Here is a 17,403-nt window from a genome sequence, read left to right on the forward strand (position 1 = left end):
TGGCGGTTTTTTCCATTCTGCTATCGGCTGAATCAGCACGGGCGGCTCAATTGGCGGCGGTGCGTTCATCCTTGGCCGTCTGATAGAGGCTCTTCTGATAGGCCATGCTGCCCCACAGGGCCAGACCAAGGGCATCCTCCTTCAAGGCGTCCGGCTGCGCCGCCAGGGTCAGCTTCTCGCTGGCATTGTCGTAGACATAGCCCTCTGCCGCCCGTTCCGGTTGCAGTATCACCACATCCTTGCCGCGCATCAGGGCGAAGTTCTTGTCGTACTGCATGATGGCGCGCCCCGGCCAGTCGGCAGGCATGCGGGTCAGATCCTTGCCAAGCATGGGGTAGTCGGCACTGATCCCCATCAGGGAGAGCAGGGTCGGCGCCATGTCGATCTGGCTGACGACGCGCGGATCTTTTCTCGGCACTATGCCGTCGCCCACGATAACCCCCGGAATATGGAAGCGGGGGATGGGCACCAGACTGGCGCCACCGACCCGGCTGTCGTGATCGGCGATGACCAGGAACAGGGTATCCTTCCAGTATTCGGACTGTTTCGCCCTCTTGAAGAACTCGCCGATGGCGTAATCCGCATACTTGGCCGCGTTGTTGCGGGTCTGCTTGGGTTGCTCGAAGAGTTCGATGCGGTTGTCCGGGAATTCGAACGGATCGTGGTTGCTGGAGCTGAACACCAGACTGAAGAAGGGTTTGCCCTCCTTGTGCAGCGCCTTGAAGGTCTCGTCGGCCTTGACCATCAGATCCTCATCTGAGGCGCCCCATGAGCCCTTGAACACCGGATTGTCGAAATCCTTCTGCTCGACGATGGTGGTGAAGCCGTTGCCGAGGAAAAAGCTGCGCATGTTGTCGAAGTGACTCTCGCCGCCATAAATAAAGCTGGTGTCGTAACCCCGCTGTTTGAGCAGATCCGCGATGGTAAAGAAGTTGGTCTGGCTCTTGCCTAGTTTGACCACCGCCTGTGCCGGAGTTGGCGTGAAGCCGGTCAGTACCGCCTCGATACCACGCACCGAGCGGGTGCCGGTGGCGTAGAGCTGCTCGAAGGCCCAACCCTGCTGCGACAGGGCATCGATGTTGGGGGTAAGCGGCAGGCCGCCGAGGGAGCCGACAAACTGGGCACCCAGACTCTCCTGCAGCAGGATCACCAGATTCTTCGGTTTACCCTGGAAGCTCGCCTGGTTGAAGGTCTGGCTGGGCAGCAGATCTGAGTTGAAATCACTGGCCGGACGGCCACTCTCCTTGCGCATGACTTCGAGCACCTTCTGAGGGGTCATCTCGCCGTAAAACTGGCCGGCATCCTCCTCGGCGCCCATCTGTTTGATGGCAAAGAAGAGGGAGTAGGCGGAGTTGACGGTGAGCGAGTTGACCAGCGGATCCTCGGCAAAGGCGACCATGGCCGGGTTCAGGGCGCGGTGGCCGAGACTGGAGCGGGCACCGAGAAAACCTATGGCCAGAATGAGCAGGGCGAAGGCCGGACGCAGATACCAGCGGGGGAAGCTGAGGCCATGCACCAGACGGCCGCTCAGCCACCAACCGCCGGTCAGCACGGCGCCACTGAAGAGTAACGCCAGCAGCAGCTCGGCTTTGCGCCCCGCCCACAGCATGGCGAACACCTCTTTCGGATAGATGAGGTACTCCACATAGAGACGGTTGGGACGCACGCCATATTCGGTGACAAACGAGGGGGTGGAGATCTCGAGGAACAGCATCAGCCAGAGTCCGACGGTCAGCCAGACGCGCATCAGTTGCAGCCAGCCCCGGCCGATGGCATGGGGGCCTGCCAGCAGCAGAGTGAGCATGGCGGGGACACCCCAGACCCAGCAGAGGGTCGCAAAGTCGACCCGGATCCCTTGCAGCAGCATCTCCTGCCAACCGGCCACGGCATCCACCCGTTCCAGTTGCCAGAGACCGAGGGCGATTCGGCTGAAAGAGAGAGAAAAAAGCGCGAGCGCGCAGAAGACGGCGAAGGGCCAGAACGGGCCGAGTCGCTGTTTTAGATCTGTCATGTTTGTTCCTGAATGAGACTGTAAACGTCTGTCCACAGACGTTTTTTTAGTTGTTGTGAGGTTATGACAGATCGAATTGGTTAAGGTTGCATTCAAGTTTGTTAAAAGTCGGCATTAACACATTTATCATCTAAAAATGTGATGTCGCGCCACTAATGAGCACAGCATAATCTGCTGGGTAAAATGTGAGCCACAGCGTGTATGGATGGAGCGCTGGTGTTTATAATTGCCGCGAATTATCTCAATCGGAGCCGAAGGGATGCCGGTCTTTATCGATGTCGAGTATGTGCGGGGATGGCGCCTGTTTCTGGTGTTATCGGATGGCACCACGGGTGTGCTGGATCTGACCCCCTGGCGAACCCAGCCGCTGTTTGCAAAGCTGGAGAGCGAGCGTCACTGCGCCCGGGTCTTCATCAACCGTCACCACCAGCTGGAGTGGCCTGTTGGCTGCACGCTATCCGCCCATGAGGTCTATCACCTCATCTCTCCCATCGATGAGCGGGAAGCCTTCAGCTAATCCCCATTTTTTGTGAGCCAACGCCAGATTCCTGTTACTGGAATGTTTGCCCGTTTGCCTTTCTGAGCCAACTTGGGTAAAACCTGCGCAACATTTTGCCAACTTGCCTTCGCTTCACCTGACAGAGGCTTGCCGCTTTCGCGCCGCAGGCCTTTTTTGCGGCCTGATGGCAAACCTTTCCCTTGCTGAAAGGTTTGGTCGGTTGAATGAAAATAACAAAATAAACAAATACATAAGGAAAATGTATGGCTTGTCATATGCGCACACCTCTTGCCCTGCTGGTGGGCGGGCTCGCCTGTCACGGCGCTGCCGGTCAGGAATCGGTTCAACAGCTGGATCCCATGGTGGTGGTGGCAACCCGCCCCGCCAGCACACTTGAAGTGACGCTGGATCCCAAGAAGCCCGGTTCCCCCATGCCCGCTGCCGACGGCGCCGGTTATCTGAAGAATGTCACCGGCATGAGCATGGTGCGCAAAGGGGGGCTCGGTGGCGACCCTGTACTGCGGGGGATGGGGATGTCCCGCCTCAACGTGCAGATGGATGGCGGCATGCTGGCCGGTGGGTGTGGTGGCCGGATGGACCCGCCCACCGCCTATGTGTTCCCCCAATCCTTTGACCGGATCCGGGTGCTGAAGGGGCCGCAATCCCTCGAGCAAGGGGCTACGCTGGCGGGAACCGTGCTGTTCGAGCGGGACAGACCCGAGTTCACCGCACCGGGCCTCAAGGCCGATGCCTCGGCCCTCTTTGGCAGCTTCGGCCGCGATGATCAGATGGTCGACATGACGGCAGGCTCGACCGACGGCTATCTGCGCGGTCAGTTCACCCACTCCGATAGCGACGATTACCGCGATGGCCATGGCAACAAGGTGCGCTCCTTCTATCGCCGCGAGAACGGCACCGCCCAGCTGGGCTGGACGCCGGGGGAGCACACCTGGCTGGAACTCACCGCCGAGCGTAGCAATGCCCGTGCCGCCTATGCGGACCGCACCATGGATGGCCCCATGTTTGATCGCGAATCCTTCGGGCTGAAGCTCAAGCAGGAGCAGATCACCACTCACTGGCAGCGCAGCGAGCTGACCCTGTGGGACAACTACATCGACCACATCATGGACAACTTCAGCCTGCGGCAAAACAGCGGCATGAAGATGCTCTCCAACCCGGATCGCCGCAACACAGGTGGGCGCTGGGCCAACGATATCGCCCTGCCTGCCGACTGGCTGCTGACCGCCGGGCTAGACAGCAACCGGGATCAGCATCGCAGTCGGAGTGGGGTCGACTATGCCACCAAAGATCGTCAGCGCACCCTGCGTTTCGAGCAGCAGGGCGGCTTCGCCGAACTGGGTCGTCAGCAGGGGGCCCACAGCTACAAGGGCGGTTACCGTCAGGATAGGGTCGAGACCACCCGCTATGGCGCCGGTGAACAGACCCTCTACAGCGATACCCTGAGTCTTAACAGCGGGTTTGGCCGCTACGAATATCAGTGGTCGCCACGCTGGTCCAGCTATCTGGCCTGGGGGCAGGCAGAGCGTGCGCCGGACTACTGGGAGCGCAGCAAGGACAGTACCCCGTTCACCCTCAACCCGGAGCGCAGTCGCCAGTGGGATGCGGGGTTGGCCCTGCGCAGCCGCGAGCTGGATCTGACCCTCTCCCTCTTTAGCTCCGATATCAAGGACTACCTGCTCTACAACAGCAAGTCAAACAAGGTGCGCAATATCGATGCCCAGACCCGGGGGGGCGAGCTGGAGGGGCGCTGGCAGTTTGCCGATCAGTGGCGTCTCGATGGTGGTCTGGCGGTGGTCTATGGCGAAAACCAGAGCGACAACAAGCCGCTGGCCCAGATGCCGCCGCTTGATGGCAAGCTGGCGTTGGGCTGGCAGCCGGACGAAGCGCTGAGTTTCACCCTGCTGGGGCGCGCGGTGGCGGCGCAGGATCGGGTAGATCTCTGGTCCGGCACCGTTGCGGGTCAGGATCAGGGGGAGACCCCGGGCTTCTTCACCATGAACCTGAGCGGCGCCTGGCAGTTTGCCAAAGGGTGGCAGCTTTCGGCCGGGGTGGACAACCTGTTCGACACCTTCTACTACGAGCACCTCTCCAAGTCGGTGCACGCCAGTCAGGCGGGGTTGGGCTATGAGCAGAGCGGCCGCATCCCCGAGCCGGGCCGTTCCTACTGGCTCTCGCTCAACTACCGTTTTGCTTCGGCAGGGGTGCTATAACCAGTTGAGTCAGATAACGTTTTCAGTCACAGACACCGCTGTGTGAGCATCGCTATCATGGTGAAAAACAGGCGTATCAGACGCCTGCTCTCACAGCGGGAACATAACAATGAAACAAGGAACGTTACGCTATGGCGGCCTGCTCGGGGCCGCCCTGTTACTTGCGGCTTGCGGCGGCAGCGGTAGTTCAGGTGGGGAGAGTTCTCCCCCCGTCGTCAATCCGCCGGTCACCCACCCTCCGGTTGCCACGGCCAGTCGTGCCTGCTATGGCGACGATCAACCCGCCTGCAACCTGCGCATCTATCAGGTAATGGTGGAGTCGTTTGCCGATGGTGACGGCACTGCCAACTACGGCATCGGCTATGGCCCCTCCCAGCACAACGGCGATCTGCAGGGGATCATCGACAGTCTCGACCACATCAAGAGTCTCAACGTCAACGCCATCTGGCTCACCCCGGTGTTCGACTCCTGCGCGGGGCAAGGCGGCGATAACAAGCTCGATGCCACCGGCTACTTCGCCTGCGACTTTTTCACCGTGGATCCCAACTTTGGCAGCAATGCCAAGCTCAAACAGCTGGTGGACGGGGCGCACCAGCGCGGCCTCTATGTCTTCCTCGACGGGGTGTTTGGCCACGTCAACAAGGTGGGGGTGAGCAAGCCCTCGCCAGAGGGGCGTCTGCCAGCCCTCACCAGCGGCGGTGCGGGTTATCCCGGCCAGCTGGTGGATTACAGCAAGCCGGAGAGCCTCGCCTACTTCAAGGAGGTGGCCCGCTATTGGGTCGAGCAGTACGGCATCGACGGCTGGCGCCTCGATCAGGCCTATCAGCTTGGGCTGGATGATTGGCGCGCCATTCGCAGCGAGGTGGAGCAGGCCAGCGCAGCGCGCAAGGCCGCCGGTCAGCAGTGGGGCACCCTTGGCTACATGGTGGGCGAGGTGTGGAAGGGGGCTGACGACATTCGCGCCCAGGCTTACGGCAGCAGCGACAATCCAGCGCTCTCCTCGGCCTTTGACTTCCCGTTGCGTTACGGCATCCTGCAGGCACTGGCGGTGGAGGAGTCCGGCAAGGGCGGGCAGGGGGCCAGTGTGCTCGATGCCAGCTGGAACAAGGTGGAGAACTACCCGAATCATGCCATGCCGAACCTGATGCTGGGCAACCACGATCTGGTGCGTTTTGGTGATCTGCTGGAGCGCGGCAACTTCAAGTCGACCGAGTACTGGCAGCGCCACAAGGCAGCCTTCAGCTTTATGGCGGCCCGTTCCGGCCCCATCACCTTCTACTATGGCGAGGAGTTTGGCGACGAGGTGCCGGGCTTTGCTGCCAAAGTCAGCGGTGACTGTGCGGCGCAGGGCTTGTGCGACGACCATGTGGCCCGCAGCGACGGCAAGGTGCCCGCTGTCACCGGCTTTGTGCCAAGTAGCGAACAGGCCGAGCTGAAAGAGTGGCTCGCCCAGTTGCTGGCGATGCGTGCTGCCCACCCCGCCCTCTATCAGGGAGAGCGAGTCAAGCTGGTGGCCGAGGGCAGTCTCTATGGTGACATCAAGCAGACGGCGGGGGAGCAGATAGTCTACCTGCTCAACCTCTCCACCACGGCGCTCAGCTACAACTTGCCGACGGGCAAACTGCGCAGCGGCAGCGCGCTGGTGGATCTGCAAAGCGGCGAGAGTCTGGCCATTGGCGGCAGCAGCGTGACGGTGGAGATACCGCCCTTGAGCGGGCGTTTCCTGCGTCTGCAATAAGTCAGCCACAGCACGCTTTGATATGAGAGAGGGCCCCATCGCGGGGCCCTCTCTGTCATTGTGGGCGACAAAGTCATGGCGGGGTTATGCGGTGCTCTGGCCCCGGTTTTCCAGCCGCTGGCGAAAGGCGCGGGCCAGTCGCTCGTAGAGATCCTGCGCCTCCTTGTCTTCGATATCACCGCGGATCCAGGGGTTGTCGACGATCTCCAGCAGCACGCAGTCGCGCCCCTGCTGGCGCAAATCGAGCCCATAGAGGCCATTGCCGAGCTGATGCACTGCGCGGCGAGCGGTCTGCAGTACCCGCTCCGGCACCTCGTTGAGCGGTAACGCCTCGATGCGGCTCATGTCGAGAGGGTGCTTGCGGCGGCGAATGCGGTTGCCGGGTTCGGGCCGGTAGCGGCGACAGGCAAACAGCGGCGAGCCATCGAGAAAGCCGATGCGCCAGTCGAACTCGGCGGGGATCCGGCTCTGCACCAAGAGCAGGGCGGAGCGGCCCAGCCCCTCGTCCAGCAGCCGGGCCAGCAGCAGCTCGTCGCTGGCCATGGCGAGATCGCGCCCCTGTGCCCCGTCGGGCACCTTCACCATCAGCGGCAGGCCGAGCCGCTGTACCAGCTCGTCCACATGGTGGCGGCCGCGGCGGGTCACCACCATGGTGGGCGGCATGGGCACGCCGCTGCGCACCATCAGCTCGTAGAGATAGAGTTTGTTGCTGCAGGCGAGGATGGCGCGGGAGCTGTCGATCACCGGCATCTTGAGCTGTTCGGCGCGATGGGCAAATTCGAAGGTGTAGTGGCCGACTGCGGTTTCGGCACGCAGCCAGAGGGTGTCGAACTCCGGCAGCCGCTCTATGGCCGACGGTGGCAGGATCTCGGCCCGGATGCCTTGGGTGGCAGCTGCCCGGATAAAACGCTCCAGCGCCAGCCCGTCACTGCTGGCGCGGCCGTCATCTGGGTCGACCAGAATGGCGAGCTGGTAGAGCGGCGCCGCCTGCTCCTCATCACCGGTCCCCACCAGCGCTTGGGCGTGGTGCAGCATCAACTCTTTCTCGCTCTGGCTCAGCTCCAGCGGCGACAGGCTCTGCTGCTGGCGCACCGACCAGCCGTGGCGGCCGCGCTTGAGGGTCAGCTCCTGCAGCGGCAACTGGCTCAGGCCATAGTAATAGCGCGCCAGCCCCGCCAGCTCGTTCTGTTCACACTGGCCGAAGATGGCGCGTACCCGGATCCTGTCCTCGCTCTGCTGGGCCAGCCATCCCTGCGCCTTGCGCCACAGCTTGGCCGGTGGCTGCAGGGGTTGCAGTCGGCTGATGGCTTGCAGACCCGGCAGACAGTGGTGGCCGCGTGCCTGGGCCAGCAGCGAGCAGTAGTAGCCTGCGCTCAGGTGCTCCAGATTGCGGCAGAGGTTGATGATGCGGGGTCGGCCGCCGGTGGTCGGCACGCCATGTTGCAGATAGGTGCGGGCGGTCAGCAGATAATCGGCATGGCAAGGCCAGTCGCCCAGCTCTTCGACGATGACATAGGTACTCATATTTTCGGCTCCACAGATCAGACTGCCTGAACAGGCAGGATCCCCAGTGGGCTTCGATGCACCGACAAGCACGACAATGGCGCGAGGGGAAACAAGAGGTTACAGTGCCTAATATGACGCCTTGGTAACTTGTGATACAAGTCGCATTTTTGGTGCTGAGGATAAATAACCGAACAAGGACTCCCCGTGTTGACCGTACGTGCGGCCCGAACCGATGATCTGGGCGCCATCGTGAATCTGGAACGCTACTGTTTTCCTCCCGAAGTCGCCTTTGGCCGCAGCCGCTGGCACTATCTGCTGGCCCACGCCAAGGGGCGCACCCTGTTGCTGCTGGACGAGAAACATCAGCTGATGGGCTATCTCTGCCTGCTGGAGCACAGAGGCTGGGATCGGTTGGTCATTCAGGCGCTGGCCATCCGCTGGACGGTGCGTCGTCTGGGCTGGGCGCGGCGCCTGCTGGAGCAGGTGATCTGCGAGGGCAAGGCCGCTGGCTGGGGGGCGATTCGCCTCGAAGTGGGGGACGCCAACGAAGAGGCGCTGGCGCTCTATCAGGGATTGGGATTTCGTCCCCAGCAGCGGCTGGCGGACTACTATGGCCGCGACCAGCACGCCCACCGACTGGTGCTGCCGCTGGTGAGCGACGAGGAGCGTGAGCGGCGCAGAGTGGCTCGCACTCAGGCGCGCAAGCCGTCTTTACAGGCCAACTGACCATATTGAACGAGCAGAATCGAGGAGCAGGATGAGCTGCGACAACTGTCTTGCCACCGCCATCAGGGCAAAGCTGGGGCGCTGTCCGGTCTGCGCTGGCCAGACCTTCGTCATCGGCCTGATTGGCTGGTTGGTCTGGTGGTGGTGCGGCGCCGACACCTCGGTCAACGCCCTCACCGGCCTGCTGTTTGCGCTGGGTGGCTCGGGCCTGTTGCTGCTCCATCTGGTGGTATTTGTCTGGCGCAAGGCGACCGGACGTGAATTGAGCGATGAATAAATCAGATTGGATTCAACAACATAAATAACAATATCGGTGTAGATATGGAGGTTCAGATGATTGCAATGGTAACGGGCGCCTCGTCCGGTTTTGGTGAAGCCATCAGCCGCCAGCTGGTGCAGGCGGGCTACAAGGTGATCGGCACCGGTCGCCGTGCCGAGCGGCTGGCTGCGCTGGCTGACGAGCTGGGCGAGCAGTTCCTGCCGCTGGCGTTCGATGTGCAGGACAAGGCGGCTACCCGCGCCGCCATCGCCGCTCTGCCAGCCGCCTGGAGCGAGGTGGATCTGCTGGTCAACAACGCCGGTCTGGCGCTGGGGCTGGAGCCGGCCCACAAGGCGGATCTGGAAGATTGGGAGCAGATGATCGCCACCAACATCAGCGGTCTGACCCTGCTCACCCGCCTGCTGCTGCCGGGCATGGTGGCGCGCAATCGCGGTCACGTCATCAATATCGGCTCCATCGCCGGCACCTACCCCTATCCGGGCGGCAACGTCTACGGCGCCACCAAGGCGTTCGTGAAGCAGTTCAGCCTCAACCTGCGCGCAGATCTGGCGGGCACCGCCATCCGCGTCACCAACGTGGAGCCGGGCCTGTGCGGCGGCACCGAGTTCTCCAACGTGCGCTTCCACGGTGACGATGCCAAGGCGGCCTCCGTCTATCAGGGGGTGGAGGCGATCCAGCCGGAAGATATCGCCAATACCGTGCTCTGGGTGAGCCAGCAACCGGCCCACGTCAACATCAACAGCATCGAGATTATGCCGGTGGCCCAGACCTTCGGCCCGCTCAATATCAGCCGCCGCTGATTGCGGCAGGTGATGAAAGCAAAAGAGGCTCCCGTGGGAGCCTCTTTGCGTTGGCGAGCCGGTCACAGGCTCATGATCTTCTTGAACTCCTCCGGCGAATACTTTTTCTCGGTGCGCTTGGTGAGATCCGTCATCAGCTTGTAGCGCAACGTTTTGGCCATCTGATAGGTCTGCTCCAACTGGCCGTAGGAGTAGTCGGCGGCCAGCCCGATGGCGGTAGCCTTGTCGCTGGCGTAGGTCTGCTTCAGGCTCTTGTCGAGCAGGGCCACCTCCTTGTAGAGCTTGGTGCTCTCTTTGCTCCAGACGCCGCGCAGCAGCGGCAGGTATTTGTCCGGATCGGCGCTGGCCAGCGCGGTCAGGCTGCGGAGCTGCCAGTAGGCGGAATCGTCGGAGTAGCTGTCGCTGCCGGTGCGATAGGGCAGGGGATAGTTTTCCAGGGTGTTGTAGAGCGGCACCATCACAGATTCGGCCAGCACGCCGTAACTCTGCCAGATGAGCCCCTGCAGCTCTTTGGGCATCTCCTTGCGCAGCTGGATGACGTGGGATTCCAGCTGGCGATCGACGCGGATCGGCCGCTCCGCCTTGCCCGCGAGCGGCGTACCGTCATAGGTGGCGCTCAGCACCCTGGCTACGTCCGGCAAGGCGATGGGGGCATCCGGCTTCATAAACAGTGGATATTGCGCCTGCCGGGTCGCCTGTTTGTGGGAGGCCGTCAGCATGTTCTGGCCGAGCCACTCCCGATCCACGTTGTAGGGGTCGGCAATCACTCCGAATGCCTTGGCGAAGTTGAAATCTTTCGGGTCGGCGTTATCCAGCAGTTTGTGCTCGCGCACGAACTCCAGCAGCTTGGGCGAGTGCAGCACATCGGCGCTGTCGAGATTGACGCCGTGGATGCGCAGGCCGTTGGCCACCATGGCGTAGCTGTCGTCCGGCACCCGCACCGCGATCCAGTGGTGGCCGGAGCCAATCTCCATCAGCCAGGCTTCGTTCACATCCGCCAGATAGAGGCTGTTGCCCTCACCGGCACCATATTGCTCCACATAGCGGCCGAGCAGCTCGACCCCCTCTTTGGCCGTCCTGGCTTGCGGCAGGATCAGGGTGGGGATGATGGCTTCAATCACTCCCTTCTCAATCAGCGGATCGGCTTTCCGGGCCTTGTCGTTGACCTCGGCACTGGTGGTGGCCGAGATGGTGACGTTGAACTCGTTGATGCCGCGCTCTTCATAATATTTGCCTGCCGGGTCGCTGGTGGTGGCATCCCAGTCGTGGATGGCGGAGTAGGCTAAGAACGCCTTGGGCATCGGCACTTCCAGCCCGTTGCCCAGTTTCCAGAGTTTGCCCTCGTTCTGCTGCGCGGGCCGGAAGGCGAGGTACTTGTTCCAGTTGTTGACGCCAAAATCCTCGTTTCTGGCGATCATCACGCTGCCATCGGCACTGGCCCCCTTGCCGACGATAAGACCGGTACAGGCGTCGGCACTGGTGCCAAGCAGGGTGAGCAGGGTGGCGGAGAGAAGACTCAAGGTGTGTTTTTTCATAGTTATGCCCGAAAGGTTGAGGTGAGTGAGATTCAGACGAGGGGATGAGGTGTGGGGAGGCTGCAACTCCGAACTGGCAGCGGAGTGAGCACGACAGATTGGTCTGCCTGTTATTGGTTTTTCGAACAGATCATCCATGACACGGCTGGCTGGTTGTGATGTGCGCCAAAATTGTATTCCCGAGTGGTTGTTTATTTTGTGATCGAGCTGCGGTTCCTGACTTTTCTCTGGCGTCGTGGTGCGCGGACGGCGAAATGTGCCAAAACAGCGAGAACCGGCAGCAGATGAGTCATGATTCTGACGCCAGCCTTGCGTGGGGGACGTGGCGAGATCCGCCATAGCGCGGGATCTTGCACCATCTGACAAGTTGGCCTGTAACTTGCTGGTTTAATTGATAATGGTGGGGCCTGACGCCCCATGTGACCGGATCAGCCTGTGCCCATTGCCGCAGATGCGCACTGAATTGGAGCCCCCCATGGATATCAAACCCTACAGCCAGCAGCTTGCCCAGAGCGCATCCAACAACCGTGCCCTCGCTACCCTCAACAGTGCCAGTAGCGGCGGTCAGGGCGGTGGCTGGGAGGAGATGGTCAGCCTCTCCACCCAGCGCATGACCGGTCAGGCCCAGCAGGTGCTGACCTACGAACATCTGGCCAAGAACAACAAGTTGCCACCGGCGCTGGATATGAGCTCCGACAAGGGGGGCGTGGTGCAGCAGCTGGTGGACAAGGCGCTTGGTTTCGATCGCAAGAAGTTCAACGAGATCGAAGAGAAGCTCAAGACCATCGCCGATAACAAGAAGCTGACGCCGGAAGAGCGGGTGGAGCAGAGCAAGCCGCTCAACGAACAGCGAGAGGCGATGCTCAAGGAGGCGATGGATCGCCTGACCGACAAGAAGAGCTCATCCACAGATGAGGCCAAAACTGCCTGATCCTGCCGCGGTTCTGAGATCTACCCGGTCGGCACCGATGGGCCAGTGTCGACCGCCGATGGGCAAGCTTCTGCCACCTCTTTTGACCTCACCTCCCCACAGGCGCACAATGTCCGCGCATTGAGCCAGTCGAGGAGTCCGCCGTGTACAACTTCCAATATGCCAATCCGACCCGTATCTGTTTCGGCGAGGGGCAGATCGCCAGCCTGCCCGAACTGATCCCGCCCGGCAGCCGGCTGCTGGTGCTCTACGGCGGTGGCAGCATCAAGCAAAACGGCGTCTATGAGCAACTGACCCGGGCGCTGGAGGGGGTGACGTGGCAGGAGTTCTCCGGCATCGGCGCCAACCCCAGATTCGAGCTGTTGATGGAGGCGGTGGCGCAGGTGAAACGCGAGCGCATCGACTTCCTGCTGGCGGTCGGCGGCGGATCGGTAGTGGATGGCACCAAGTTTGTTGCGGCGGCCGCCTGCTACGAGGGGGATGATCCCTGGGATATTTGCGGCAAGCAGGCGAGTGTGCACAAGGCGCTGCCGATGGGCTGTGTGCTGACCCTGCCAGCCACCGGCTCCGAGAGCAATCCCACCTCGGTGGTGAGCCGGGGGGATGTGAAGATCTCCTTCAGAAGCCCGCTGGTGCAGCCGCAATTTGCGGTGCTCGACCCGACCACCACCTACAGCCTGCCGCCGCGCCAGACCGGTAACGGAGTGGTGGATGCCTTCGTCCATATTGCCGAGCAGTACCTCACCTTTCCGGTGGGAGGTGAGGTACAGGATCGGCTGGCGGAAGGTTTGCTGCAGGTGCTGGTGGAGAACGGCCCCAAGGCGCTGGCGGAGCCGACCAACTATCAGGTACGGGCCAATCTGATGTGGGCCGCCAGTCTGGCGCTCAACGGGCTTATCGGTTGCGGGGTGCCGCAGGATTGGGCCTCTCACGCCATCGGCCATCAGCTGACGGCGCTCTATGGGCTGGATCACGGCCAGAGCTTGGCGGTGGTGCTCCCCTCACTGCTCCGTGAGCGGGCGAGCCAGAAGCAGGACAAGCTGGCCCAGTTTGCCGAGCGGGTGTGGCATTCGACCCGCGAGGACAAGGCCCTGCGCATCGAGGAGGCGATCATCCGCACCGAGCAGTTCTTCCAGAAGATGGGACTGGGTACCCGGCTGGCCGACTATGGCCTCAGCGAAAGCTGCATTCCGGCGGTCTGCTCCAACCTCAAGCGGGTGGGGCGCACCGCGCTCGGTGAGCAGCAGGATATCGACCCGGATCGGGTGGCGCGCATTCTCGCCCGGGCGCTATAAGCCAGCGTCGATTTGTTTCCCTGGCTGATGCATTTTCCCAATTAAAGAGGGCCGCTTGTTGCGGCCCTCTTGCATGACGGGTTAGCCGATCACTCGGTACGCGCCTTGAGGTAGCCGGCGTAGTCCGGGATCTGCACGCTGAACGCCTGTCGCATATGGGGGCTGTCCATGATGAAGTCGGCGGTCGCTTCGTTGGTGGCAACCGGGATGTTCCACACCGCAGCAAGTCGCAGCAGCGCCTTCACGTCCGGATCGTGGGGCACCGCATTGAGGGGATCCCAGAAGAAGATCAGCACATCGATCTTCCCTTCGGCGATCAGGGCGCCGAGCTGCTGGTCGCCCCCCATGGGGCCGGAGAAGAGGCAGGTGATGGGCAGTTGCGCCTTCTTGCCGAGCATGGTGCCGGTGGTGCCGGTGGCGTAAAGATGGTGGAGCTTGAGCTCCTCCTTGCGGCGCATCACCCAGTTCAGCAGAGGGGTCTTCATGTTGTCGTGAGCCACCAGTGCCACCCGTTTGTGGGGCGCCATCTCGCGTGCAATCTGTTCCATGGAAATCGTCCGTAGCATTGTTATTGGAAGAGAGCCGTATCCTAATCGAAAGCGGCGCCCGTTGCCTTGCCGGGCGCCGTAACTGTGATCACTTCGACTGTTCAATCCACTGCTTGTTCTTCTGCTCCAGCACCGAGATGGGCAACATGCCGTATTCCAGCACATGGTGGTGGAACGCCTTGAGGTCAAAGCCTCCGCCCAGTGCCTGCTCGGCCGACTCCCGCATCCGGATCAGCGCCAGCTGGCCCGCCTTGTAGGAGGTCGCCTGACCGGTGTAGGCCATGTAGCGCGGCACCTCGGAGCTGATGTCCCCCGCCCCCAGCGCCGAGTTCTCCTTCATGTAGTTGACAGCCTGATCGTGGCTCCAGCCATACCAGTGGATACCGGTATCCACTACCAGTCTCATCGCCCTGAGCATCTCCTCGTTGAGGCGACCGAAGTATTGCAACTGGTTGTTGAAGGCGGACGATCCCTCGACCTTCACGTCCCCCACCGCCGGATCATAGAGGCCCCGCCCCTGATAGAGCCCCATGTCATGATCCGCCAGGTATTCGGTGTAGAGCGCCCAGCCCTCCGCATAGGCGGTGTAGGAGGCGTTAGCCACGTACTGCGGGAAGTCGGGATCCTTGGCGGCTAGCTCCTGGGCGATGGTGATCTGGAAGTGGTGACCCGGCGCCGCCTCGTGGGCCAGCAGGGTGCTGATGTTCCAGCTCTGCAGACCATAGGGGTAGTATGTGTTGAGGAAGAACTGCCCCTTGCGGCCGGTCTGCGGGTTGCCGTCCTGATACCAGGCTACCCCGCCGTATGGCGCATCTTCATAGGAGACGGGCACCACCTCGTAATCCAGTTTGGGAATGGTTCGTTCGGCATCGAAGAAGTCTGGCAGCACCAGTGCTGCTTTGCTCTTGAAGACGTTGTACTCCTGCAGTGCCCGCTCGTGTTCGGCCAGCGCCTGCTGCTGTGGCCCGCTCAACGTCGCCCCGGCTGCATTGTCCGGGTTGAGGCCGGCGGACCAGACCTCTAGCGGGTTCTGATAGAAGAAGGCCGGCTCGTTCAGATAGCGGAAGAAGGCGTAGATCTGGCCGCTCTGCTTGCTCTGGCTCGCGTCGTCGCTGTCACACTTGCCGACGGAATGGCATACCTTGACCATGGCAGCGAAGATCCGTTCTACCTCGCTCAATCCCAGCTCATGTACCTGCTCGGGTGTCATATTGGTGGTGGTGTGCTTCTTCAGCAGCCAGCGATACCAGTCTCGCCCGTTGGTCATGCCGCAGAAGCCATCATCACACTCGCCACTACCCAAGCGCACTGCATAGGCGCCGCCATGCTGGTAATCCAGATAGTCGCGCAGCGCCAGATAGCGGGTGTTGATGCTGTCCAACACGGCTTTGTAGTCTGCTCGCAGTGTGGCATCGGCATCCCCCGGCAACTGCTGCCAGCCGAGGTAGGAGCCGGCGATCGCCTCCCCATCCAGCTTGCTGTTGAGCTGGGCCAGCAGCCGGTCTACCAGCTCATCAGGCAAGGTGTTGCCCTGAACACTGGCCAGCTCGAATTGGTGTTTCACCTCGGCAAGATAGACATCATAGGCCTTGAGCCAGGTGAGGTGTTCCTGATACCAGGCCAGCGGGGTCATTGTTGTCTTTGCTCGAGTTGCCATTGCAAGTGCCGGAGCTGTGTCTGTGCGGTCGAGATCCCGTCGCCATGCGCCATCACCCGGCGTGACCCTGTCGGCCGAGCTGTGCTCGAAATAGTCGAAGTCACCGCTGACGGTGCGAGCCGCTTTGCCGCTGGCAGGGGCTGCTCCGACGTCATCTGCCAGATCCACCACGCGGTTGCGGAAGTGATGGATCGGGATCTGGGATTGGGGTAAATCGTATCCTTCAAGATTGATCTGCAAGTCCCAGCGGATCATGTCGTAGAACAGCCGATCCCGCTCACTTAGCACCGTGGGATCCAGAGCATTCAGTCGTTGGAGCAGTGAGCTGTCGAGTGCTTTGCGCTTGGCGATGCTGGTGGCATCGATGGCAAAACCGTAGGGGTCGAGCGATTGGCTCTCGCGCAGGGCCTCATCCATGGTTTGCATCAGGGATGCTTTGGTGGCTGCGGGATCTGCAGGTGCGTTCGAGCTGTTGTCATTGCAGGCGGCAAGAGACAGGGCAATGGCGCAGGCTAGCGCGAGCTTGTTGGGTAGGAAGTGCATGATGTAGTCCTTTCACATGTTGTTATTGTATGTCCCTGTGAGGGGCCCCAATAGTGCAACTCCCAAGCGTCTGTTTTTGCGATCTGAATAGCAAAAATACGCTTATTTTTCATGCTGATAAGTGGTGTGAAAAGCTATGCAGCCAGACATTAAAAAACCCGCCTGAGCGGGTTTTTTAACCGTTTTTTCATGCCATAACTATTCAGGATGAACTGTGGTGCAGTTGCGACTGCTGGTAGTTCTCCAGCCCGATGCGATCGATAAGGTCTAGCTGGGTCTCCAGCCAGTCCACGTGCTCCTCCTCATCCTCCAGGATCTCCTGGAACAGGTCGCGGCTGATGTAGTCCTGCACCGACTCGGCGTAGGCGATGGCTACCTTGAGGTCGGGGATGGCATCCATCTCCAGCGACAGGTCGCAGCGCAGCATCTCTTCGACGGTCTCGCCGATGCGCAGCTTGCCCAGATCCTGCAAATTGGGCATCCCTTCCAGAAACAGCACCCGCTTCACCAGCTCGTCGGCGTGTTTCATCTCATCGATAGACTCGTGATACTCCTTATGCCCGAGCGCCTTGAGGCCCCAGTCATCGTAGATGCGGGCGTGCAGGAAGTATTGGTTGATGGCTATCAGCTCATTGGCCAGTACCTTGTTGAGGTGGGCAATGATCTTGGGATCTCCTTTCATCGACAGTGCTCCTTGGTTCGTGCCTGAGGCTGAGATCCTTAGAGCTTAGTCCAGAAAAGTGACAACAAGAGGTCCAGCGAGCTAGCTCGCCTGCGGAAAGGGATTGAAAAGACGGGCCGGTTTTACCGGCGACAGGCCCTGCTCAGGCCACCTCGTAGTAGAGCGGCGCCTGTTCCAGCTCGGCCTTGTCCAGTTCGGCGGCGATGATCTCCATGGTCATGCGCACGCATTTGCCACACTGGGCGCCCACCTCGAGCGACTGCTTGAGCTGGCGGAATTCGCTTTTACCTGACTGCACCGCCTTGCGGATCTGGGTATCTGTGATGCCGCGGCACAAACAGACGTACATGATGATTACCTCTTGTGGAATGACATGAAATCTAAATGAGAATGGTTCGTAGTGCAAATAACTATTGGTAAT

16 protein-coding genes are annotated in these 17,403 nt (G+C 61.2%); 8 read left to right on the top strand and 8 right to left on the bottom strand.

Annotated features, from left to right (window positions below; translation table 11 throughout):
• Window positions 1-46: 46 nt before the first annotated feature.
• Window positions 47-2,011, bottom strand: a complete 1,965-nt coding sequence (locus I6L35_RS08670; protein WP_216980034.1) for an LTA synthase family protein — start codon at window positions 2,009-2,011, stop codon at window positions 47-49.
• Between the two features lie 259 nt (window positions 2,012-2,270).
• On the opposite strand from I6L35_RS08670, the gene I6L35_RS08675 reads away from it, so the two are divergent.
• On the top strand, window positions 2,271-2,528 hold the full coding sequence (locus I6L35_RS08675; protein WP_005335997.1) for a DUF2442 domain-containing protein: 258 nt from the start codon (window positions 2,271-2,273) through the stop codon (window positions 2,526-2,528).
• Here the strand turns inward: I6L35_RS08675 and I6L35_RS08680 are convergent.
• Window positions 2,525-2,785: a hypothetical protein gene (locus I6L35_RS08680; protein ID WP_141108901.1), complete on the bottom strand. Its 261-nt coding sequence runs from the start codon at window positions 2,783-2,785 to the stop codon at window positions 2,525-2,527. The two genes, I6L35_RS08675 and I6L35_RS08680, sit on opposite strands and share 4 nt — an antisense overlap.
• Between I6L35_RS08680 and I6L35_RS08685 the strand changes: the two genes are divergently transcribed.
• Window positions 2,774-4,741 (top strand): TonB-dependent copper receptor, encoded by a 1,968-nt coding sequence (locus I6L35_RS08685; protein ID WP_216980035.1) that lies wholly within the window; start codon window positions 2,774-2,776, stop codon window positions 4,739-4,741. The two genes, I6L35_RS08680 and I6L35_RS08685, sit on opposite strands and share 12 nt — an antisense overlap.
• 109 nt (window positions 4,742-4,850) lie before the next feature.
• Window positions 4,851-6,479 (top strand): alpha-amylase family protein, encoded by a 1,629-nt coding sequence (locus tag I6L35_RS08690; RefSeq protein ID WP_216980036.1) that lies wholly within the window; start codon window positions 4,851-4,853, stop codon window positions 6,477-6,479.
• Between the two features lie 84 nt (window positions 6,480-6,563).
• Here I6L35_RS08690 and I6L35_RS08695 read toward each other — a convergent pair whose 3' ends face one another.
• Window positions 6,564-8,003, bottom strand: a complete 1,440-nt coding sequence (locus I6L35_RS08695; RefSeq protein ID WP_216980037.1) for a RimK family protein — start codon at window positions 8,001-8,003, stop codon at window positions 6,564-6,566.
• A 186-nt stretch (window positions 8,004-8,189) separates the two neighbouring features.
• On the opposite strand from I6L35_RS08695, the gene I6L35_RS08700 reads away from it, so the two are divergent.
• From I6L35_RS08700 to I6L35_RS08710, 3 genes are read left to right on the top strand one after another with little or no spacing between them, the layout of a single operon-like run.
• Window positions 8,190-8,711: a GNAT family N-acetyltransferase gene (locus tag I6L35_RS08700; protein ID WP_216980038.1), complete on the top strand. Its 522-nt coding sequence runs from the start codon at window positions 8,190-8,192 to the stop codon at window positions 8,709-8,711.
• A gap of 31 nt (window positions 8,712-8,742) precedes the next feature.
• Window positions 8,743-8,988: a DUF3624 domain-containing protein gene (locus tag I6L35_RS08705; RefSeq protein ID WP_005363187.1), complete on the top strand. Its 246-nt coding sequence runs from the start codon at window positions 8,743-8,745 to the stop codon at window positions 8,986-8,988.
• A 56-nt stretch (window positions 8,989-9,044) separates the two neighbouring features.
• On the top strand, window positions 9,045-9,791 hold the full coding sequence (locus I6L35_RS08710) for an SDR family oxidoreductase (protein ID WP_216980039.1): 747 nt from the start codon (window positions 9,045-9,047) through the stop codon (window positions 9,789-9,791).
• Window positions 9,792-9,853: 62 nt separating this feature from the next.
• Here I6L35_RS08710 and I6L35_RS08715 read toward each other — a convergent pair whose 3' ends face one another.
• Entirely contained in the window at window positions 9,854-11,326 is a 1,473-nt protein-coding gene (locus I6L35_RS08715) for a C69 family dipeptidase (protein WP_216980040.1), read from the bottom strand.
• A 475-nt stretch (window positions 11,327-11,801) separates the two neighbouring features.
• Between I6L35_RS08715 and I6L35_RS08720 the strand changes: the two genes are divergently transcribed.
• Together I6L35_RS08720 and I6L35_RS08725 are read left to right on the top strand one after the other, a co-directional pair.
• Window positions 11,802-12,257 (top strand): hypothetical protein, encoded by a 456-nt coding sequence (locus I6L35_RS08720; RefSeq protein ID WP_216980041.1) that lies wholly within the window; start codon window positions 11,802-11,804, stop codon window positions 12,255-12,257.
• 143 nt (window positions 12,258-12,400) lie between these two features.
• On the top strand, window positions 12,401-13,552 hold the full coding sequence (locus I6L35_RS08725; RefSeq protein WP_162519565.1) for an iron-containing alcohol dehydrogenase: 1,152 nt from the start codon (window positions 12,401-12,403) through the stop codon (window positions 13,550-13,552).
• An 89-nt stretch (window positions 13,553-13,641) separates the two neighbouring features.
• Here I6L35_RS08725 and I6L35_RS08730 read toward each other — a convergent pair whose 3' ends face one another.
• The 4 genes from I6L35_RS08730 to I6L35_RS08745 form a co-directional block, all read right to left on the bottom strand.
• Window positions 13,642-14,100: a methylglyoxal synthase gene (locus tag I6L35_RS08730; RefSeq protein WP_005363178.1), complete on the bottom strand. Its 459-nt coding sequence runs from the start codon at window positions 14,098-14,100 to the stop codon at window positions 13,642-13,644.
• Between the two features lie 88 nt (window positions 14,101-14,188).
• Complete coding sequence (locus I6L35_RS08735; RefSeq protein WP_216980042.1) at window positions 14,189-16,300, bottom strand: DUF885 family protein; 2,112 nt, start codon at window positions 16,298-16,300, stop codon at window positions 14,189-14,191.
• A gap of 202 nt (window positions 16,301-16,502) precedes the next feature.
• On the bottom strand, window positions 16,503-16,982 hold the full coding sequence (bfr, locus tag I6L35_RS08740) for a bacterioferritin (RefSeq protein ID WP_216980043.1): 480 nt from the start codon (window positions 16,980-16,982) through the stop codon (window positions 16,503-16,505).
• Between the two features lie 142 nt (window positions 16,983-17,124).
• Window positions 17,125-17,331, bottom strand: coding sequence for a bacterioferritin-associated ferredoxin (locus I6L35_RS08745; RefSeq protein WP_216980044.1), 207 nt, complete (start codon window positions 17,329-17,331; stop codon window positions 17,125-17,127).
• Between the last annotated feature and the right edge of the window lie 72 nt (window positions 17,332-17,403).

This window comes from Aeromonas sp. FDAARGOS 1405 (genome assembly GCF_019048265.1).
Lineage (GTDB): Bacteria > Pseudomonadota > Gammaproteobacteria > Enterobacterales > Aeromonadaceae > Aeromonas > Aeromonas veronii_A.